At 54.4% G+C, this 17252-nt stretch carries 16 protein-coding genes; 8 read left to right on the forward strand and 8 right to left on the reverse strand.

The features are described 5' to 3' along the window. Positions 1-96: 96 nt before the first annotated feature. Positions 97-1137 carry an alpha/beta hydrolase family protein gene (locus AB4N82_RS19160; RefSeq protein ID WP_122764625.1) on the reverse strand — a complete coding sequence of 347 codons (1041 nt, stop codon included), beginning with the start codon at positions 1135-1137 and terminating at the stop codon, positions 97-99. Between the two features lie 216 nt (positions 1138-1353). On the opposite strand from AB4N82_RS19160, the gene AB4N82_RS19165 reads away from it, so the two are divergent. The 4 genes from AB4N82_RS19165 (at position 1354) to AB4N82_RS19180 (ending at position 5486) form a co-directional block, all read left to right on the forward strand. Beyond that, positions 1354-1857: a hypothetical protein gene (locus tag AB4N82_RS19165; protein WP_163034998.1), complete on the forward strand. Its 504-nt coding sequence runs from the start codon at positions 1354-1356 to the stop codon at positions 1855-1857. A 287-nt stretch (positions 1858-2144) separates the two neighbouring features. Continuing rightward, a complete protein-coding gene (locus AB4N82_RS19170) occupies positions 2145-3311 on the forward strand; it encodes a hypothetical protein (RefSeq protein WP_163034997.1) in 1167 nt (388 codons plus the stop codon). An 826-nt stretch (positions 3312-4137) separates the two neighbouring features. Then, the gene (locus AB4N82_RS19175; protein WP_460102610.1) at positions 4138-4776 is read left to right on the forward strand and encodes a hypothetical protein; all 639 of its coding nucleotides are present in this window, start codon (positions 4138-4140) and stop codon (positions 4774-4776) included. After that, positions 4773-5486, forward strand: a complete 714-nt coding sequence (locus tag AB4N82_RS19180) for a hypothetical protein (RefSeq protein ID WP_460102613.1) — start codon at positions 4773-4775, stop codon at positions 5484-5486. The genes AB4N82_RS19175 and AB4N82_RS19180 overlap by 4 nt, the downstream gene beginning before the upstream one ends. Before the next feature lie 87 nt (positions 5487-5573). Here the strand turns inward: AB4N82_RS19180 and AB4N82_RS19185 are convergent, their stop codons facing one another. Beyond that, entirely contained in the window at positions 5574-7595 is a 2022-nt protein-coding gene (locus tag AB4N82_RS19185; RefSeq protein ID WP_460102616.1) for an FIST N-terminal domain-containing protein, read from the reverse strand. 498 nt (positions 7596-8093) lie between these two features. Continuing rightward, positions 8094-8999, reverse strand: a complete 906-nt coding sequence (locus AB4N82_RS19190; RefSeq protein ID WP_099603087.1) for a LysR substrate-binding domain-containing protein — start codon at positions 8997-8999, stop codon at positions 8094-8096. 89 nt (positions 9000-9088) lie between these two features. Between AB4N82_RS19190 and AB4N82_RS19195 the strand changes: the two genes are divergently transcribed. From AB4N82_RS19195 to choX, 3 genes are all read left to right on the forward strand, one after another. Beyond that, positions 9089-10204 carry a TauD/TfdA family dioxygenase gene (locus tag AB4N82_RS19195; protein ID WP_241089590.1) on the forward strand — a complete coding sequence of 372 codons (1116 nt, stop codon included), beginning with the start codon at positions 9089-9091 and terminating at the stop codon, positions 10202-10204. 24 nt (positions 10205-10228) lie between these two features. Beyond that, positions 10229-10837, forward strand: coding sequence for an HD domain-containing protein (locus AB4N82_RS19200; protein ID WP_241089453.1), 609 nt, complete (start codon positions 10229-10231; stop codon positions 10835-10837). Positions 10838-11096: 259 nt separating this feature from the next. Continuing rightward, the gene (gene choX, locus AB4N82_RS19205; RefSeq protein WP_122764630.1) at positions 11097-12032 is read left to right on the forward strand and encodes a choline ABC transporter substrate-binding protein; all 936 of its coding nucleotides are present in this window, start codon (positions 11097-11099) and stop codon (positions 12030-12032) included. Positions 12033-12381: 349 nt separating this feature from the next. Here choX and AB4N82_RS19210 read toward each other — a convergent pair whose 3' ends face one another. The 4 genes from AB4N82_RS19210 to AB4N82_RS19225 all read right to left on the reverse strand — a co-directional run bounded on the left by AB4N82_RS19210 (position 12382) and on the right by AB4N82_RS19225 (position 15283). Further along, positions 12382-12591: a hypothetical protein gene (locus AB4N82_RS19210; protein WP_460102622.1), complete on the reverse strand. Its 210-nt coding sequence runs from the start codon at positions 12589-12591 to the stop codon at positions 12382-12384. A 554-nt stretch (positions 12592-13145) separates the two neighbouring features. Continuing rightward, positions 13146-14123: a saccharopine dehydrogenase family protein gene (locus tag AB4N82_RS19215; protein ID WP_122764632.1), complete on the reverse strand. Its 978-nt coding sequence runs from the start codon at positions 14121-14123 to the stop codon at positions 13146-13148. Continuing rightward, positions 14120-14521 carry a VOC family protein gene (locus AB4N82_RS19220; protein ID WP_122764633.1) on the reverse strand — a complete coding sequence of 134 codons (402 nt, stop codon included), beginning with the start codon at positions 14519-14521 and terminating at the stop codon, positions 14120-14122. Before AB4N82_RS19220 ends, AB4N82_RS19215 begins: the two co-directional genes overlap by 4 nt. A gap of 18 nt (positions 14522-14539) precedes the next feature. Then, positions 14540-15283, reverse strand: coding sequence for an SDR family NAD(P)-dependent oxidoreductase (locus AB4N82_RS19225; protein ID WP_122764634.1), 744 nt, complete (start codon positions 15281-15283; stop codon positions 14540-14542). Positions 15284-15421: 138 nt separating this feature from the next. On the opposite strand from AB4N82_RS19225, the gene AB4N82_RS19230 reads away from it, so the two are divergent. Beyond that, complete coding sequence (locus AB4N82_RS19230; protein ID WP_122764696.1) at positions 15422-16318, forward strand: AraC family transcriptional regulator; 897 nt, start codon at positions 15422-15424, stop codon at positions 16316-16318. 235 nt (positions 16319-16553) lie between these two features. On the opposite strand, the gene AB4N82_RS19235 is transcribed toward AB4N82_RS19230, so the two are convergent. Then, positions 16554-17237, reverse strand: coding sequence for an HAD hydrolase-like protein (locus tag AB4N82_RS19235; RefSeq protein WP_122764635.1), 684 nt, complete (start codon positions 17235-17237; stop codon positions 16554-16556). Positions 17238-17252 lie beyond the last annotated feature (15 nt).

Below are 17252 nucleotides of genomic sequence, written 5' to 3' on the forward strand. Positions count from 1 at the left end.
TAGGCGAGCGGTTCGATAGTAATCATCAGTGGTATCGATGTGAGGACCTTGGGCCGCTCCCATCCATACCACTTTGAGTTGAGTGTTCCGCCTTAATCAGTTCCGAAACGACCGACTCAAAAACCCAGTAATCAGCCCCACAACCTGCTGCTGAATCACTCCCCGCGCCCGAGCGCCTTCGCCATCCCGGCAAATCATGCCATCCCCCGGCGAGCTCTCTTCAATCAACGCAATCGCCCCCGGCTTGCAGATCGACATAAAGCTGAAGTGGGTAGCGTCGGCGATCTCCACATACTGCGTCGAAGCTTTTGCCATCCGCCGGACCATATCGGCGGACTCCAATTCAGGCGCCATATCTTCCGTTGGCACACCCCCCGCAATCACCAGCGCCGGCACCGGCAATGCGGCGAGGCTGGCGTCGGTAAAGCCGCGCGACAGGCCCAAGTCCAACGACACAATGGCGGTGACGCGTTTGTCGCTCAAGTCAGCGGCCAGCTTGGCCTTGCCCTCTGGCGTGGCAGCGGGATTCATCTCGTAGTAGCCAATGCAACCGCCCAGCTTGGGATAGGTGCTGCACTCCTTGACGAACAGGTCAGGATCGAAGCGTGCACCGGCGATTTCCAGCACGGTCCAGCCGCCGAGGGAATGGCCTACAGCGGCGATCTGTTTGTTCGCCACCGCGCCGAATTGCGTGGGCTGATCCAACACTGCATCGATAGCACGGCTCAAGTCCGCCGGGCGCTGCCATAACTGCGCGGCGGCTTGCGGGCTGCGGTCCTTGGTGGTGGTGCCGGGGTGGTTGACCGCCGCGACGATATAGCCCTGATGGGCCAACGCACTGGCCAGCCACGTCTGTTTACCCCAATTACCGCCGTAGCCGTGGGAGAGCACGACCAGTGGATGTTCGCCGCTGGCGGGTGGTGCATCGGGTACGGCGAGGGCGCCGATGAAGACTGCGTTGTCGGCGATCAGCTTGGGTTGGGTGGTGGTGGTAGCGGGGTACCAGACGACCAGTTCGAGTGGTCGGTTGTTTTGCGCATCGGGCAGGGTGGTGGTCTTGAAGCCGACGAGGTTTTCGGCGGCGAAGGCGGGAGCGGTGAGGCAAATCAGGAACAGGGCGCGTAGAGCGGTTTTCATTGTTGTTATCGTCCTTGAAATGAGCGGCGAAGCATGACCTGAAACAAGCGGTTTTGGTAGAGGGGAGGCGGGACTAGGACGTTACCGACGTATTCCTACTTATTAGTATTACAGATTGCTCTTTCGTGAATTTAGGACGTTGCTATCTTACTTCGGTTAAAAAAGCGTGCGACGGTAGTGCCGTACTTCCTACCGTTGATTAATAAGGTGAGGGTTATGAAAATTCCAATCGAGATGTTGACTTTAATGCTTGGTTTGAATGTTCGTAAGTTCATACTCGTTTTGTTTGCGCTCTTGCTGTTTGTGTCTGCTAGTTTGGCGTTGGCTGAAGAGCGATCTTTCACTAAAGATGATACGCCAAGTCCTGTGCTGGTTTTGTCCAATGAGGGTGTTGGATTAGCCAATTTCTACGCGAACTCGTTGGACTTTCCCAGTGGTACTTTGCCTGATCCGAAAGAGTTACTAGAGATCGCGTGGCGTACAACGTACTACCCTGAAAGTGCCAATTCAAAGGTCGAACTCTGTTACTTTCGCCCCTATAGTTCTCAACCTAATTGCGTGGATATCGCTCCTAACTCATCTGGCGTTATCTATGAGTTTAATGCCCAGAGTTTCAATCACGGATCACGTGTTGTCATCAAGCATTATGTCTTAGGGGGCACACCACCCTACAGTCGTCCTGCTGGCGTTGATACAGTGACTTTTCGATATAGGTACTAACTCGTAATACCGTGCAAGGGTCACTTATTACGGTGACCTCTGCTCTGATAAATAAAAAACGTGCAGTTGGTAAAATTTTAGCCGCCTCTACAGGGTGAATTCTCATGGCAACTATCCACGCTTATTCCTCAGTGCCTAACAATCGTTTGGCTAGCAGTCCGGTTAATGCCGCAACCTCACCAGCAATGCAGACAACGGCAGACACGGCTGGTGCATCTACCGCTACACACACTGATAGTGCGCCCCACACCGTATCGGTTTTGGCTCGTCAGCTGAGCGAAGCCTCAGTGCGCGCCGACACCCGCACCGCAGAGCCACTCGCCGATCCGCCGGACTCGATCATCGGCGACAGCTACCTTACGGATAAAGCGCAGCATGACGCCGAGGTGCCAGACACCGATCTTCCAGAGCTCCTGGCCCGCGCCCGACAGGCAACCGCCTTCATCAACGGTTCCGACAGCAACCCCTTCAAGGGCTTGGGACGTGATCAGTTGATCCTGATCGCCCATGACGACAGCGGCGCATTCACCACCAACGAACGCCGTGCCGCATGGCAAGAGATGGAATCTACGGCACCCGCCCAGGCGAGCAGCGCGAGTCAGGCATCGATTGACGGCTATGCTCTGATGGTCGCTCGCGTGTTCGGCAACTACGAGCCGCCGGTGGCCCAACCACCATTGACCTCCTACAACCTAACTCAGAGCTCTTATCATTTCCTCAACCGCGATGATCGTGCCGTGATCTCGCAGATGTACGCTTACGCGCAGGCTGAAGGTGCTGATCTGGCCTTCGTCGATGACTTGGCCTGGCAGCTCGGCCATTATCGACATCTCAGCGACGGCGGTCAGCAGCTGAGCCACAACAATGGCTATACCTCGGAGGGTTATCGCATCACCTTCCACTTCAAGGAGCAGGACGCGGCTATTGCCTCGCGCATTCTTAATGGTTCGGCCATCAACAGCACCCGTATCGACCCAGGCTTCTTAAGGCATATTCTGAACCCGGACTACGGATCTCTCTCCAACATCGGCGGAATACCGTTCCTTGAACAGATGGTGCTCAAGTTCTCTGCTGAAGGTGCTTCACAAGCCGCGCTCGGCAGCGAATTCGCCACCTTCAACCGGATCGAAAACAAGGACAATGTCCTGGTCACGACGAACACGGACACCAAACTGCCGCCCTCAAAGGTAGTTGCCACCAACGTTAATGGCGTGTGGAGTTTGACCGAACTGGGTAAGTCCGCTGGCTACACGCTGGACACCGCTACCGGCAAGCTGCATCGACCAACAATGCCTCCAGAGGATGAAGCTCAGCAGGGCTTCATCCTGGAAACCTCTGTTGGTTCCGCGCAGAGTCGCTCCCTTATGGATGCCCTTGCCGACAGCGACGATCCGCCCCCCAAGCGAGCGATCTGGATGAACAATCTGTTCAGCCTGCTTGACTCGCCTGAGTAGCCTTACAAAGCCCAAATTAAATAGCGGGCATGCGGGATTAGGAAAATACCTGCGTATTCCTACTTATTAGTATTACAGAGCTGTCCTTGAATGTTTTAGGAAGTGCGTGGGTTTCTACGGTTAATGAATCGTGCAATGGTAGAAGTGTGATTCTTACAGCTGGATCCATTGGGCTCTTACGTATTAACTTCTCAAGCGATGGTGGTGATTATGAGTGGCTCGATAGTGATTCGTTGCTCCGTAAATGCAAACAAGCCTATGCGTGCTCTTGTTACTGCTCTGCTGGTATTGGCCGGTGGGGTGGTCGTTGCGGAAGAAAGTTCTATTTCAAAGTCTGGGGACCCCAGTCCCGTATTGGTGTTATCCAATTCCGATACTCATCCGGGTGTAGGGTTTGCGAGTTTCAGTGTTGTTAGCTCGGACTTTCCCCCAGGAACGCTCATTGATCCCAAACAGTTAGTGGGAATTCAATGGAGTACAACGTTTTACCCTGACAGCATCAGGGAGGATGTGAGGCTTTGCTATTCAAGGCCCTTCAGCTCTCAAGAGGATTGCAGGAGAATCACTCCGCATTCGTCTGGCACAGTGCAGGATTTTAACACTCAGTCGTTTGGTAATGGCTCGCGAGTTAGAATCTATCATGATGTATACGGGGGCACACCTCGCTATACGCGTCCTGCTGGCGTCGATTCAGGCGTATTAAAATATAGCTATTAATCAACTGAAAAGTATTTTGTCAGTTTGGTTTTTGGGCTCTTTTACATGGAAAACAATGATATTGATGATGTGGCAGCGGCGCTGTCCTCCTATTTAGGAAGAGTGATCCATGATATCTATTAATCTTCATGCGTCGTCAGCCACTAATCGTATGGCAACAAGTAGTACTTCCAACGCCGAGCCCGTGTTTGCGGTTTCGTCAGATAAAGAAGAGCCCATTGCCGCGTCAACTTCGAACGGTGAAGTTACCAACAGCACCGTCTCAATCCTGGCTCACCAGTTGAGCGAAGCGGCAGCGCGTGCTGAAAAACGCGCGGGCTCGGAGAGCGAAAACCCGTTCCACTCGATTACCGGCGATAACTACATTGCCAACAAAAAACAACACGGTGCAGCGCTTCCCAATACCGATAACCCGGAGCTCCTGGCTCGGGCCCGGCAGGCCAACGGCTTCGTCGATGGCATTGACAGCAACCCTTTCAAAGGGCTTGCGCGCGATCAGCTCAGCCTAATTGCGAAGGACGTTGGCGGTGCCTTAACGCTCAATGAGCGACGTTCAGCGTGGGAAGAGTTGCAAGCAACCGCAACCCCAATGGCTGCCAACCCGAAATTGCTACCTGCAAGTGGGCGTGATCACCTGATTTCGCGTTTGTACGGGGGGGTGAACCGCCGGTCGCCAAGCCACCTGCCACCGTCTATAACGGCACTCAAAACCACGCCGATTTCCTCAACCCTGAGGATCGTGCCTTGATCTCGGATATGTACGCTTACGCCGCAGCGGAGGGTGCTGACCTGCGTTTTGTAGATCACGTGGCCATAGCACTCGGTACCTATCGTCATTACAGCGACGGCCTTCAATTCGGGGGGAGTAACGTTCGCTATGACGGGGAAGGGTATCAGGTGACGTTCGATTTCAAGCCAGAGGACGCCGCAATCGCGTCAAGCGTCCTGGAGGGTTCGGCGATCAACAGCACCCGTATCGACCAGGGTTTCTTGCGACACATTCTGGACCCGGCCCAAGGTGCGTTTACAAACATTGGTGGCATACCGTTCCTGGAGAAGATGGTAAAAAAATTCTCTAATGAAGGGGCTGATCAGCCCCCACTCGCCAGCCAGTTCGCCACCTACCACAAAGTCAGGTACGAGGACCATATTGTCCAAACCACCAACAAGGACGTCAGGCTACCGCCCTTCAAGGCACTCACGGATAACGTCAACGGCGTTTGGACCCTCACCGAACACGGCAAGGCAGAAGGCTACACACTGGACAAAACCACTGGCCGGATAAGCAAGCCGGTCGCCTCTTTCGACAGTCAGACGTCACAACGCTCAATCTTGGACGACATTGTTCGCCAATCGCCCAAACGCTACTTCCCGGACTTTGTTGCCGGTGACCGTGAGGCATTCGCCATGCGAAGAATCTGGCCCGGCCATTTTTTCATGCTGATGAAAAACCAATAATTATGAGGACTTGATAAGCGATGCCCTAAGGCACCGCACAGTCCTCATGCCTCAATGAGATTCCAAAGCTGACGATTTCAATAACGCCTACGCGTGCGTCAACCCCGTCAACGTATCCGCAATCGTCTTCGTCCGCTGCGCCGTGCCCTCGGTCGCACGGCTGGACGCTTCCAACGCGTCCAGCATCTCTCGCAGTGCGCCCACACCGGTGGACTGGTCTTCAATCTGCTGGGCTACCCGCTGGATCTCACTTGACAGCAGGTCAATATCCACGCCAATTTCCGCCGCATTCTTACGCGTGATTTCCGCCAGCTTGCGCACCTCGTCTGCCACCACTGCAAAGCCCCGGCCCAAGTCGCCCGCGCGCGCTGCTTCAATGGCCGCGTTGAGCGCCAGCAAGTTGGTCTGCCCGGCGATCTGCTGGATTACCTGCACAATCGACTGGATCCGCAAACTCGACCCGGCCAGCGTGCGCGCACCTTCCACCGCCACATCCGCCTGGCTCGACAGCCCCTCCACCGTGGCCCCGGCCTGGGCCGATACGCTGTTCTGCTGGTCGATGGTGCTGACCAAGTCATCCATCGACGCGTGCAACTCACCGGAATAATGCTTGAGCTGCGCCGCGATTTCTTCCTGCTGTTGCTCAGCCTGGGCCAGCACCTGGCCCAAGTCCGCCAGGCCTTCGAATACCGGCAGGATATTGTTGTCCAGCCCACGGGTGTTCAGGGTGTTGGAGAAATCATTGTTCTTGAACGCAGCAATCTGCTTGACCACCACATGGTTCAATCCCGCCAGCTTCTTCACCTGACGGCGTAGGAAAAATGCCTTGAACTCGCCGTAATGAGTGATGAAATTGTCCACATACTCGTCACTGAAACTTGCGCCCTTGGCCACCCGAAAGAAGAAAATTGCGGTCAGCGTCTGGTTCAGGTTCAGCCCCAGAATCTCCCCAAAGGTCGAGAATCCCGCCAACGGCACATCGCCAAACGTCCCCGCCATGCTGCCCAACTCGGCGCCGTTGTTCAGCCGACGCAAGATGCAGTCATTCAAAATCCCCGCCACCGGTTGGCCACCCTTGCCACGCAGGAACTGTTCATAGTCCAGGCGCGTCGCCTCACGCAACGGCGTACGCCGCACCATCACCAACTCCTCGCCCGGCGCCACGTCGCAAAACAACTGCACGATTTGCTGCTCGAAGTCGATACGCGCGATGGACCGCACAAACAACTCACTGCCCACCCGAATCGCAAACGAATAATCCGCCAGCTTCGACTCCAATGCCTGCGGCGCACAATTAAACGCATCACACAGCGCCTGCACCATGCTCTTGATATTGCCGGCGCTGTCGATCACCTGGTCAATCGTGCGGTCCTCCACCGAGGCCGTCAGCACACTGAAGGTCAAATCCGCCGGTTTGAAGTTCTGGCTTTTGAACACCCCAAATCGCACCTGCGCCGCCGTCTTCACAAACACAATCTGCGCATGATTCTGATAACTGCGCTGGCCGTCATGAATCAGCGTCTTCTGGAAATCCGACTTACCGCCGGCCGATCCCCCTACAAACAAACACGGAAACCGCCCCGACTCATACAACGCCTCCATAAAAAACGACTCCGACGCCGACAACCCATCGAACACCACATACGCCAACGTATCGCGATGATCGATCGGCGTACGCACCTGCACCCGCTTGATATGCCCCACCAACTTCGCAATGCGCTCCTGCATCCCCAACCGCTTACCGCCGCCACGAATGTCCTCACACTCCAGCGGCACCATCACCACCTCGGCCGAGGCGATCAGACTGTCGTCGAACAGCTGCAACACCACCCGATCCCAGCGCTCGCCGGTGGCGCAATACAGCGAATTGGGCGCATTGCAGAGTTCGCCGGAAGTGGTGCACAGGCTGATGGTGGATTGTGGGAAACGGCGTTTGAGCTTGGCGGCGACCTGATCGATATCCAGATGCGGCGAGATAAAACCGGTGATCAGAGTAGGGGTGATGCGCAGGGCGGTGAGGGCGGCGTCCAGGTCGTTGGCAGTGCTGGTGAGCGTGGCGGTGCCTTGACGATCGGCCCGGGCTTTTTTTAGAAGGGAGAGTGGGTTCATGTGGTGGACTCGATCGAGTGGTGATGCAGGGGTAGGCATGCGGTTAGTAGGGTTATCGGCAGGTTGGGTGGGGACTGGAGGGTGGGGGATGCGACGGATGGACGCGGGTGTGGGGAGTTTTCCTATTACTGATAGGCAGCTTTCGGCCAAAAGCAGACTGTCGTTCACCTCGGGAGCGGACAAGGTATCGTTCATGGATGTGATCTGCTAAAGAGATCATGGACAGGTTTCAATCAAAAAACTCAACAAACCACTCTCGGGAACGGTTGAAACTGTGGAAAAAATCAAGTTGATCAAAGCGATGATGAAAGCCGGCCGGGCTAAAGATCTACTGTATTGGTTTAATGAAACCGGACACCTATTTAGGCGAGAATGCTCGCCAGATAGACGAGTCTGATCCCTGGCGGGATCGGCATCGAGTTAATCTAATACCTCGCCAGCACGATTTTCAGCAGCGGAAACGGATTTGGCGGACATTCAACGGCGCAGGCTTCAAGGTCAGCTTGCCGCAATCAGCCACTGAAGGACATCCCTCACCAGAAGTGTCTCGTGATAGTTCGATCTCACAATGTAACCCCGGTGAGGCCGGTCTACTGAAGGCCCGAGAGCGATCAATTTGCCCGCCTTGATCTGCTCTTCGATCAGCCCAGCCCAGCCCAAGGCGATACCTTGACCCTCCTGCGCAGCGGTCAGCAGCAACGGATAGTTATTGAAGCAAAAAACTGGCGCTTCCTCTGGCGGAGTGATCTTCGCGTGCAGGCACCAGTGATGCCAATCCAGCCACCGGGAGTCATCGCTGTCCTTATGAAGCAGCGGTAGATCCTCGATACTGCTTATTTTCGTACCTTCCAGTAGCCCCAGTTTTTCAGCCAGGTCTGGACTGCATACTGGGAATACCGTCTCGGGGATCAGTAGCTTTTCAAATCGGAAGTCACCGTCGAGGGATCCAAACTGAATGGCGATATCGGCATCTTGAAGCATCGGATCATCGTCAAGGTTTACTGGGCGAATCTTGAATTGGATCTGGGGGAACTGGCCCTGGAGCGCAGGCAATTTCGGCATAAGCCAGAAATAGCAGAATCCAAAATTCGCAGCGATCGAGATGGTAGGTTTCTGCTTGTTGAAATGGCGACGCATGCGCTTGACCGCTGCCTTAATTTCACTCACCGGGGATGCTAGGCCTGAATAAATCTGCTGACCCTCATAGGTGGGTCGCAACAGCTTACCGTTACGTTCGAAGAGTACACACCCAAGCGACTCCTCCAAGGTGCGAATCCGCTGAGAAATCGCCGGTTGAGTAGTGCCCAATTCAACAGCTGCGGCCGTCATCGAACCCAAGCGGATTGTGGCCTCAAAGGCGACCAAAGATTTAAGTGGCGGGAGGTCCTGTTCGCTCGGCTCCATAACGTTTATGCATACCTCTAATAAGGGGATTGCGGGTGTTTATCCCCTGAGCACGTAAGGATACTGAGACCACCTATTTGGAGGTTCTCATGGTACAGGTCACTTTTGAAATCAAGCAACAACCGGCATCCGTGATCGCACAGTTGCCAGGGGAAACCATTGTGCTAGCGCCGCTGTGGTTGCGGGAGCGCTGCCAGGACGCTGTCAGTCTTGATGTCACTACTCAGCAAAGACTGTTTAACCCGCATAACCTTCCTGACGGCATCACTCTGGTTGAAGCAGAGGCCAAAGGCGTAGATCAGGCATGGCTGTCATTCAGTGATGGTTATGCGGGGCTGTATGACCTCACGGAGTTTCGTGCCGACTTCGATCCGTTGGATGGCCTGCCAACGCCCATCAGTTGGAAGAGCAACATTGACACCCAACTCATCTACATCGACTTCAACCGACTGACTGACTTCGATTATCGATTGGAGGCATTCAGCAAGTTTTTGACCTATGGGGTTGTCGTTATCCAGAACGTGCCTACCGAAGCCGAGTCAGTTCTGGATGTAGGCAGAATCTTTGGCCAGGTGCGCGAAACCAATTTCGGCAAGTACTTCGAGGTGTACTCCCGGCCGAACTCCAATGACCTGGCCTATCGCTCAATTCACCTCGATCCTCATACCGATAACCCTTATCGCGATCCGATGCCTGGCATCCAGCTTTTGCACTGCCTGATCAACGAAACATCGGGGGGGCTCTCTACACTCGTTGACAGTCTCGCGGTCGCAGAGCAGCTCAAGCTGGAAGATCCTGAAGGCTTCGAACTGCTGGCCAACGTGCCGGTACGTTACCGCCACGTCGACAGCGACGTGGAGTTGATTGAACGCCGGCCGATCATCATGACTGACGCGCTAGGCCGAATGACAGGTGTCAGCTATAGCCCGCGCCTCGACTATCTACCGCTGCTGAATGAACACGACATGGCCGTATTCCACCGTGCACGTCGTCGCATGGGTGAGCTCTTTGTGGATCCGGCATTTGAGCGACGTTTCAAGCTGGAGAAGGGCGAGCTGCAAATGTTCAACAACACCCGTGTCCTCCATGGCCGGACGAGCTTTGATACCAATGAAGGTCGCCGTCATCTGCAAGGTTGCTACATGGATATGGATGGCCCCAAAGGCATCTACAAAGCCATGAAAAGAAGCTTGAAAGCTCAATAAGATTCGAAAGCCTGAGGACTGATGATGGAAACCGTAGCTTTTACCCAGATGAAAGACGGCACCAAAGCCGAATATGAAATGCTGACCCAGCTGGAAACTGATTTCGCAAAAGAGCTTCCTGACCGGCTCCTCAAATGCCTGCGGGATCTGGAACACTCTCTAAGCGGTTACAAGGTGAGCAGGCTCGCTCATTCGCTTCAGACCGCATGTAGAGCTGAGGACGCTGGTGCAGATGAGGAGATGGTGGTTGCAGCGCTGATCCATGACCTGGGCGACGAGCTCGCCCCCTACAACCACTCCCAGTATGCAGCATCCATCCTTCGCCCTTATGTTCGTCCAGAGGTGACCTGGGTCATCAATTATCACGGCCTCTTCCAGAACTACTACTACGTGCACTTCTTCGGCGGTGATCGTAATGAGCGGGATCTATACAAGGATCACCCTTACTACGAGAGTTGTGTGCGCTTCTGTGAGGAGTGGGACCAATCATCCTTTGACCCTGATTACCCGACTCGCCCTTTGGAGCACTTCGAGCCTATGGTTCGGAGGATTTTCACTCGGCCAGCATTCGATCAAAAGTACGTTGGTGACCAGACTATGGGCCGCAGCGCGCTCGACCAACCTGTGGCCTAGGCACTTTACTTACGGTTCAAATTTGCGTCATAGCGGCAGCGTGCTGCCGCTATGACGTGCATATCCAGGTGGATCCCTCCCTACTGATCCATAAGAAAACCGCATGCTCCTCATAATAGAAACGCGGTTATGCCGTACTGGCGATTGGCCGATAATCGAAGCGGGAAAGGCGCAATTCATAAGCGTCAGCCACGTGCAAATTTGAGTCTGCCATCCAGATACGTCAAACAGAGTTAGTGCAACTCTAGAGGGGAGTCGGATGAACAAGTTTTACAAAACCGTGATCGCGGTAACCTTGGCATCTCAAAGCGTGTTGGTTATGGCTCAAGAACCCAGCAGTTGCCAAGTCATCAAGACGGCGAACGTGGGATGGCTCGATGGTATATCGACAAACGCATTGACTCAGGTGGTTGCCGAAGGCCTGGGCTATAAATTTGACGACAGCATGCTTTCACTGCCAATCGTTCTGAAGTCTCTTAGCGATGGCAAGCTGGATACGTTCATTAACTACTGGTCGCCATCTCAGGATCCTCTGATTACCCCCCTAAAGGACTCTTTGTCCGTTCTCCCAACCCCTAACCTCACAGGTGCAAAATACACACTCGCAGTTCCAAAATTTCTGGCCGATGAGGGGTTGAAGGATTTCAAGGACATAGAGAAATTTAAAGACCAGCTCGGAGGCCGCATTTACGGCATCCAGCCTGGTAGCGGCGGAAACACGTTGGTGCAGAAGATCATCAAGGACAACTCGTATGGTTTGAGGGATTTCAAACTGGTCGAGTCTGGTGAAGCAGGCATGATCCAAGAGGTAGGTCGCTCGATTCAACGCAAGAAGCCCATTGTGTTCCTGGCGTGGGCGCCTCACCCAATGAACGTGAACATGGACATCGTGTATCTAACGGGTGGTGATGATTCCTTCGGTCCCGATTTCGGCGCAGCAACGGTCAAAACCATCACATCCAAAGGCTATGCCGAGCGCTGCGGTAACGTTGGCAAGTTGTACAGCAATCTGAAATTCACGGTCGACATGGAGAGCAGCATCATGAACTCCCTTGACAAAAAGGAGCCCGCTTTGAGTGCAGCGAAAAAATGGCTGGCCGCTCATCCTGAGACTCTGGATAGCTGGCTGACTGGTGTAACTACCGTCGACGGTAGAGACGCGAAAGCAGCAGTATTAGCAAACATCTCCAAGTAAAGAAAAGCCGCTTCAGTGAAGCGGCTTTTGTTATCGAAAATCCGCAGTTGGAGGCTCGCTGATGGAGCCATATGTAGCCAGTTGCTAGGCGTTTACTCATCGCAACGTGCCTTAACCTGACGCTTACCCCGCATTTGACATATCTTGAGTTCGTGGGTTTCTGCGGGGCCATGTAGTTCCGAGTCCGAGCCCGTCGAGCCAGCACTCACGCGTGATGCGTTTATGGACCTCGGCAGTTGTTTGGATATTCAAGGTCCGCTTCTGGCCGATGACTGCCAATCGCCACCGGCAGCTATCGACCCAAAGCGGACGTCGAGGGCGAGCTTCTGAGAATGCTCGCTAAGACGATTTACGCGGCAAAAGTAAGCACTCTTGCCTCTTGAGTATCCGCTATGAACGCATTGACTTGCTCTTGCGGATGCGGGGAAAGTTCTGGGTATTCATCTGCAAGGTATTCGATGACCGTATCTTCTTCCCAAGGGCCGAGCGAAGTCATGTAGTCAGGGTACTGACTTTGAATTTCTCTCCATGATTGGTAAGGATGCTTGGAGAGCAACATGACTGTTCGGGTGTAGATAATATGAATCTGCACTAATCTATTTCCGTATGTTGACGTCTGGGACACCGCCAGGCGAGTTTAAATCCTTTTCAAGATTGCCTTCCTGTTTGCAGCTTCTGCCTGAAGAAAAGTGGTGGGCTGGACGTCCGCTTCTGGCCCAGAGTGTGTAAAAACGCTTCGCCAAAATTGAAGTGTCCGCGTCTACGTTAAATCTGAAATTTATCGGCACGTCTGCAGATGTGGATTTCGCCTAGAAACGCGATTTCCAGTCCGGTTTTGAGCACCTGACGTGCTCAAAAACGTTTTTACACAGCCTCGGCCGATTGCTGCCTTTGGCGGAGGGCAGATAACAACCCATAGCTGACGTTGGCGAAAGGCGAATATCGGCCAGAAGCGGCCGGTCACCAATACGGTGGGGTATAAAAGCGCCTCGTAATTCAACCGAGCGTACTCACGGCTATTTGGCCTGCCGTCTGCGTGCGATGCTGCGATATTTGGTCCAGCCGGCCTCCGCTACAGAGCGTACAGCGGCCATTTAAATCGCCAACACCACGTTAGAAGTCGGTAATTACCGTCCCGGCAATGCTCTCGGCAAATCCATCTCCGAAGACCGTGGCCGGTGTCGCAAATCCCGGGCGCCGTTCACCGTTCAATACCCGGCGCGCAGCTTCCACCGCTGCCAATGGCGTATAGGAATAGCCGTTCACGGTTTCGATCACAGACGTTGCGGTTACTCCATTAGCGTCTATGACCTCAACCACTGCGCGGGCGCGATGCGCATCCCGTTGCTCTGCCGTGGGTCCGTCAGGCAGTTGCGACAGATCACCTTCTGGAAACGCATCGCCCGCGATATGCACATACATCGCGATATTAGGAATGCCCGTCGAATGCCAGCCTGTGATCAGGTCACCGAAAGAAAGCGGCACGCAAAGGACCGGCCCCTGACCAAAGTCAAAGTCCCGTGGCGTCGCATCGGGCGCCATAACCAATTCGCCGTCCACCCTTGCGAGTAGGCCTGCACCGATGATCTCACTAACGCTCATGGCCGACCCACGGGACATTGATCCTGGGACCTGAAGTGCGATGCTCATTGCAAGCGGATTTTCAACGCGCCTAGCAACCTGCACCGCCAGCGAATCAGTGGGGACGACGTCCCAACCAACGCCTGGCAAAAGCATGACCTTATTGGCAGCGGCTTGAACGCCCAGTCTCTCAGCTAGCCGGTAAACGTTGATCTCGGCGGTGATGTCCAGATAGTCGACCCCAGACTTGATGCACGCGTTCATCAATGACTCTGCTGTTTGCGCGAATGGCCCCGCGAAGTTTAGTAATACCGAGATGCCAGACAGATCAGTTTTGAGAACTGCGCCAGCATCGAACACTCGATATGGCACGTCCAACTGCGCTGCAAGGATCGCAAGCTGCTGCTTGCTGCGCCCTGCGATTTCAAAATTCAGATCAAGCGCTTTTGCCCGCTTGACCGCCATACGACCGGTGTAGCCCGTGGCTCCGTAGATCAGAAGTGCGCTCATTGGACGTGTTGCCATTTTTTATAGACGAATTCCAGGCTGTACCCATCCGGGTCCAGGACATTGGCTGCGTAGTAATCGGGGTCGTAGTGTAAGCGGGCGCCCGGCGCGCCATTATCGATGGCGCCCTGCGCTATGGCCGCGGCGTAGGCAGCATCAACTTCTACCTTGTTGTTCGCGACGAAACCAACGTGCACAGCCCGCCCTCCAGATACACCTTCACGCAACCAGAAAAACATTCGGCCATTGCTGCCAAAACCGTTCAGATCTGGATGCCCCGGTGGGCCGTCCTTGCCGTCGTAGTCCAAACGCGCGGTGATACCCAGCGGCTTCAGTACAGCCTCATAGAAACTGATAGAGCGTGCGATGTCGCTTACCGACAAAAAAATATGATCAAGCATGGTGTACCCCCCGTATTTTCAGATGTTGTAGCCGCCGGCGACTTCAATAGTCTGGGCATTGATCCAAATGCCCTCTTCGGACAGCAGCATGGCAATAACCCGCGCAACATCTTCGGGCTCACCCACCCTTCCAAGCGCTGTTTGCGCCGCCAGCATCGCTTCGAACTCGTCGTTCAGCCCGCCGCCCAGCTCAGTACGGATAGCACCCGGTGATACAGCATTGGCCCGTATGTACCGCTCACCAAACTCTTTGGCCATATAGCGGGTGAGCACTTCGAGCCCGCCCTTGAACGCGGCGTACGGTGCAACTCCGGCGGTGGCTACACGAGTAGTGGCGCTGGTCAGGTTGACGATACTGGCGCCTTCCGCCAGCAGCGGCAGCAATACCTGAGTGAGAAAAAACGGGCCTTTAAGATGCACTTTGAACAAGTCGTCGAACTGCGCCTCGCTGACGGAGGCCAACGGGTTGAACAAGCCATAGCCGGCGTTGTTGACCAGGCCACTCAGCGTTGTGGCATTCCACGTCTCCCGCAGAGCTACCACTACAGATTCGCGAAATGCCTCGAAACTGCCAACATCCGAGACATCGAGCTTGAGCGCTATGGCTTTCCCACCTGCGTCTTTGATGTGCTCCACAACCGAAGCCGCCGCCTGGGGGTTGGCGTTATAGGTCAGGATGACGCCCATACCTTTTTTGGCAATATGCTCGGCGGCACTGGCACCGATTCCGCGGCTGCCGCCTGTGATCACGATGACGCCCATATCTGTTTCCTCTGTGGTTGGAATGTGCGTCCAGAGTAATAATCAGCGCCTAGGGGGGCATATCCGTTCCTACTCTAAACATGCCTGTTTCTGCTTTTTGCTTGCACGAGGAGTCGTTATACCTTCAGCATGCTAATCATGGACAACCAACTGAAAGAACTTAGATCACTGGCGGCCGGCGCTGAAAACCGCCGAACCGAAACAGGCATCCCGCGCGTAGCCATGGTTCAGGGCAAGATCCCAGAGCACCTGCTGGCGGCGGTCTATGACCCCATGATCAATCTGATTCTGCAAGGCAGCAAAAGCATGACGGTGGGTAACCGCACGCTTAGATATGATCCTGCGACCTACTTTGTCATGTCCATCGACCTACCAGCCGTGGGTTCAGTACATCCCGCCGCATCAGGCGAGCCGTATCTGGCAGTCAGTCTGACGCTTGATCCGGCAGTCCTGTCGACATTATTCGGCGACTTGCCCAAACCTGCCGTCCGCATGGAAAATAATCCCGGCTTTTCGGTGGCCTCAGTTACGACCGAGCTGATGGACGCTTGGATACGAATGCTCCGACTGATGGGCGATCCAGATGCCATCGCAGCTTTGGCACCGGTTTACGAGCGGGAGATCATCTTCCGCGTCCTACAGGGACCGCATGGGTGGATGCTCAGAGAGATCGCAGCGCCTGATACCGCAATGGCCCGCGTTAACATGGCTATTCAATGGATTCGCCGCGACTTTGCCAAGCCCATCGGCGTAGAACGCTTGGCAGAACGAGCATCGATGAGCGTCTCGGCATTTCATCGCCATTTCAAGGCTGTTACCAATTTAAGCCCTTTGCAGTATCAGAAGCGCGTGCGCTTGCTCCAGGCGCGAACACTGATGTTGGCAAATGCCAAGAGCGTCATGGCTGCGGCCTTCGAGGTTGGCTACGAAAGTGCCACGCAATTCAGTCGCGATTATGCTCGGGTGTTCGGGCTACCCCCTGCAAAAGATGCGGGGCGGATCCTCGGGGATACGAGAGACGTCAGGGTGACGTGAGCACTCAACTGAACCCTCCCGCGCAGTGCCGCACGGAGTCAATTGAAGCCAAATCAGTGAGCGGCAATTCTGGGACGAATATCGATGACGGAGTACTGTACCTGATCCACCCTTGTCCTCTCCTGAGGAGGACGAATCCACCATGAACACCATTGGAAACCTCTGACCTTGCTACCTGCTAAGAATCCGGAATTTAGTAGACCGAAGAGGATGGGAGTCGATCCTTAGCTGCCGCTCAGTGGCCAGGTAAGCCAACGATGTCGAGAATATCTCCGAATTCTGTGAGATTAAGGGCTTTGCAATCGTCAGGCAGAGATCCATAGCCCCAACTGGCAAAAGCAAACGGTATTCCGTATCCGCGTGCGACTTCAAAATCGTTCCTATTGTCTCCGATCATTATCTTGGGGAGCTTTCCGTAATCGGCACGCGCTACCAATGCCCCCAGGTGTCTGGGGTCAGGCTTCTTAAAGGACACGGTATCCCCGCCACAGACCACATCTATGAATTTCAACAGGTTGGTTTGCTTGAGAATATCGATGGCAATCGATTCGTCCTTATTCGTACAGACAGATATTTGCCACCCCGCTTCTCGCAACGCGCTAAGGGTTTCAATTACCCCGTCATAAGGTTTTGTCATCGGATGCTCAGTGTGTTCGTAACGCGAGATGAAGGTATCAATCGCTTCTTCCATGTTATTTATTCCACGCAAGTAGAACGCTCGCCTGGCAAATGACCGCATTCCGTCACCGAGGAATAATGAAGTTGTTGCGACCAAAATTGGCTCAAGATTCCGCTCGATCAGAATTGCGTTCAGTTGCGCTGTCATGTCGTCCACAGAGTCAACGAGAGTACCGTCAAGGTCAAAAATAATTGCGTCGGCCTGAATCGGGTGTGCAATTTTCAGTTCATTTATCGACATATATCTTTACTCCCG

The sequence above is a fragment of the Pseudomonas sp. H1_D04 genome, assembly GCF_054683855.1.

What these genes read in the sequence shown, in the direction of transcription:
- AB4N82_RS19160 (WP_122764625.1), bottom strand. Translation starts at nt 1,137, where the DNA reads ATGAAAACCGCTCTACGCGCCCTGTTCCTGATTTGCCTCACCGCTCCC.
- AB4N82_RS19200 (WP_241089453.1), top strand. Translation starts at nt 10,229, where the DNA reads ATGGAAACCGTAGCTTTTACCCAGATGAAAGACGGCACCAAAGCCGAA.
- AB4N82_RS19175 (WP_460102610.1), top strand. Translation starts at nt 4,138, where the DNA reads ATGATATCTATTAATCTTCATGCGTCGTCAGCCACTAATCGTATGGCA.
- AB4N82_RS19210 (WP_460102622.1), bottom strand. Translation starts at nt 12,591, where the DNA reads ATGTTGCTCTCCAAGCATCCTTACCAATCATGGAGAGAAATTCAAAGT.
- AB4N82_RS19195 (WP_241089590.1), top strand. Translation starts at nt 9,089, where the DNA reads ATGGTACAGGTCACTTTTGAAATCAAGCAACAACCGGCATCCGTGATC.
- AB4N82_RS19230 (WP_122764696.1), top strand. Translation starts at nt 15,422, where the DNA reads ATGGACAACCAACTGAAAGAACTTAGATCACTGGCGGCCGGCGCTGAA.
- AB4N82_RS19235 (WP_122764635.1), bottom strand. Translation starts at nt 17,237, where the DNA reads ATGTCGATAAATGAACTGAAAATTGCACACCCGATTCAGGCCGACGCA.
- choX (WP_122764630.1), top strand. Translation starts at nt 11,097, where the DNA reads ATGAACAAGTTTTACAAAACCGTGATCGCGGTAACCTTGGCATCTCAA.
- AB4N82_RS19190 (WP_099603087.1), bottom strand. Translation starts at nt 8,999, where the DNA reads ATGGAGCCGAGCGAACAGGACCTCCCGCCACTTAAATCTTTGGTCGCC.
- AB4N82_RS19165 (WP_163034998.1), top strand. Translation starts at nt 1,354, where the DNA reads ATGAAAATTCCAATCGAGATGTTGACTTTAATGCTTGGTTTGAATGTT.
- AB4N82_RS19220 (WP_122764633.1), bottom strand. Translation starts at nt 14,521, where the DNA reads ATGCTTGATCATATTTTTTTGTCGGTAAGCGACATCGCACGCTCTATC.
- AB4N82_RS19185 (WP_460102616.1), bottom strand. Translation starts at nt 7,595, where the DNA reads ATGAACCCACTCTCCCTTCTAAAAAAAGCCCGGGCCGATCGTCAAGGC.
- AB4N82_RS19225 (WP_122764634.1), bottom strand. Translation starts at nt 15,283, where the DNA reads ATGGGCGTCATCGTGATCACAGGCGGCAGCCGCGGAATCGGTGCCAGT.
- AB4N82_RS19215 (WP_122764632.1), bottom strand. Translation starts at nt 14,123, where the DNA reads ATGAGCGCACTTCTGATCTACGGAGCCACGGGCTACACCGGTCGTATG.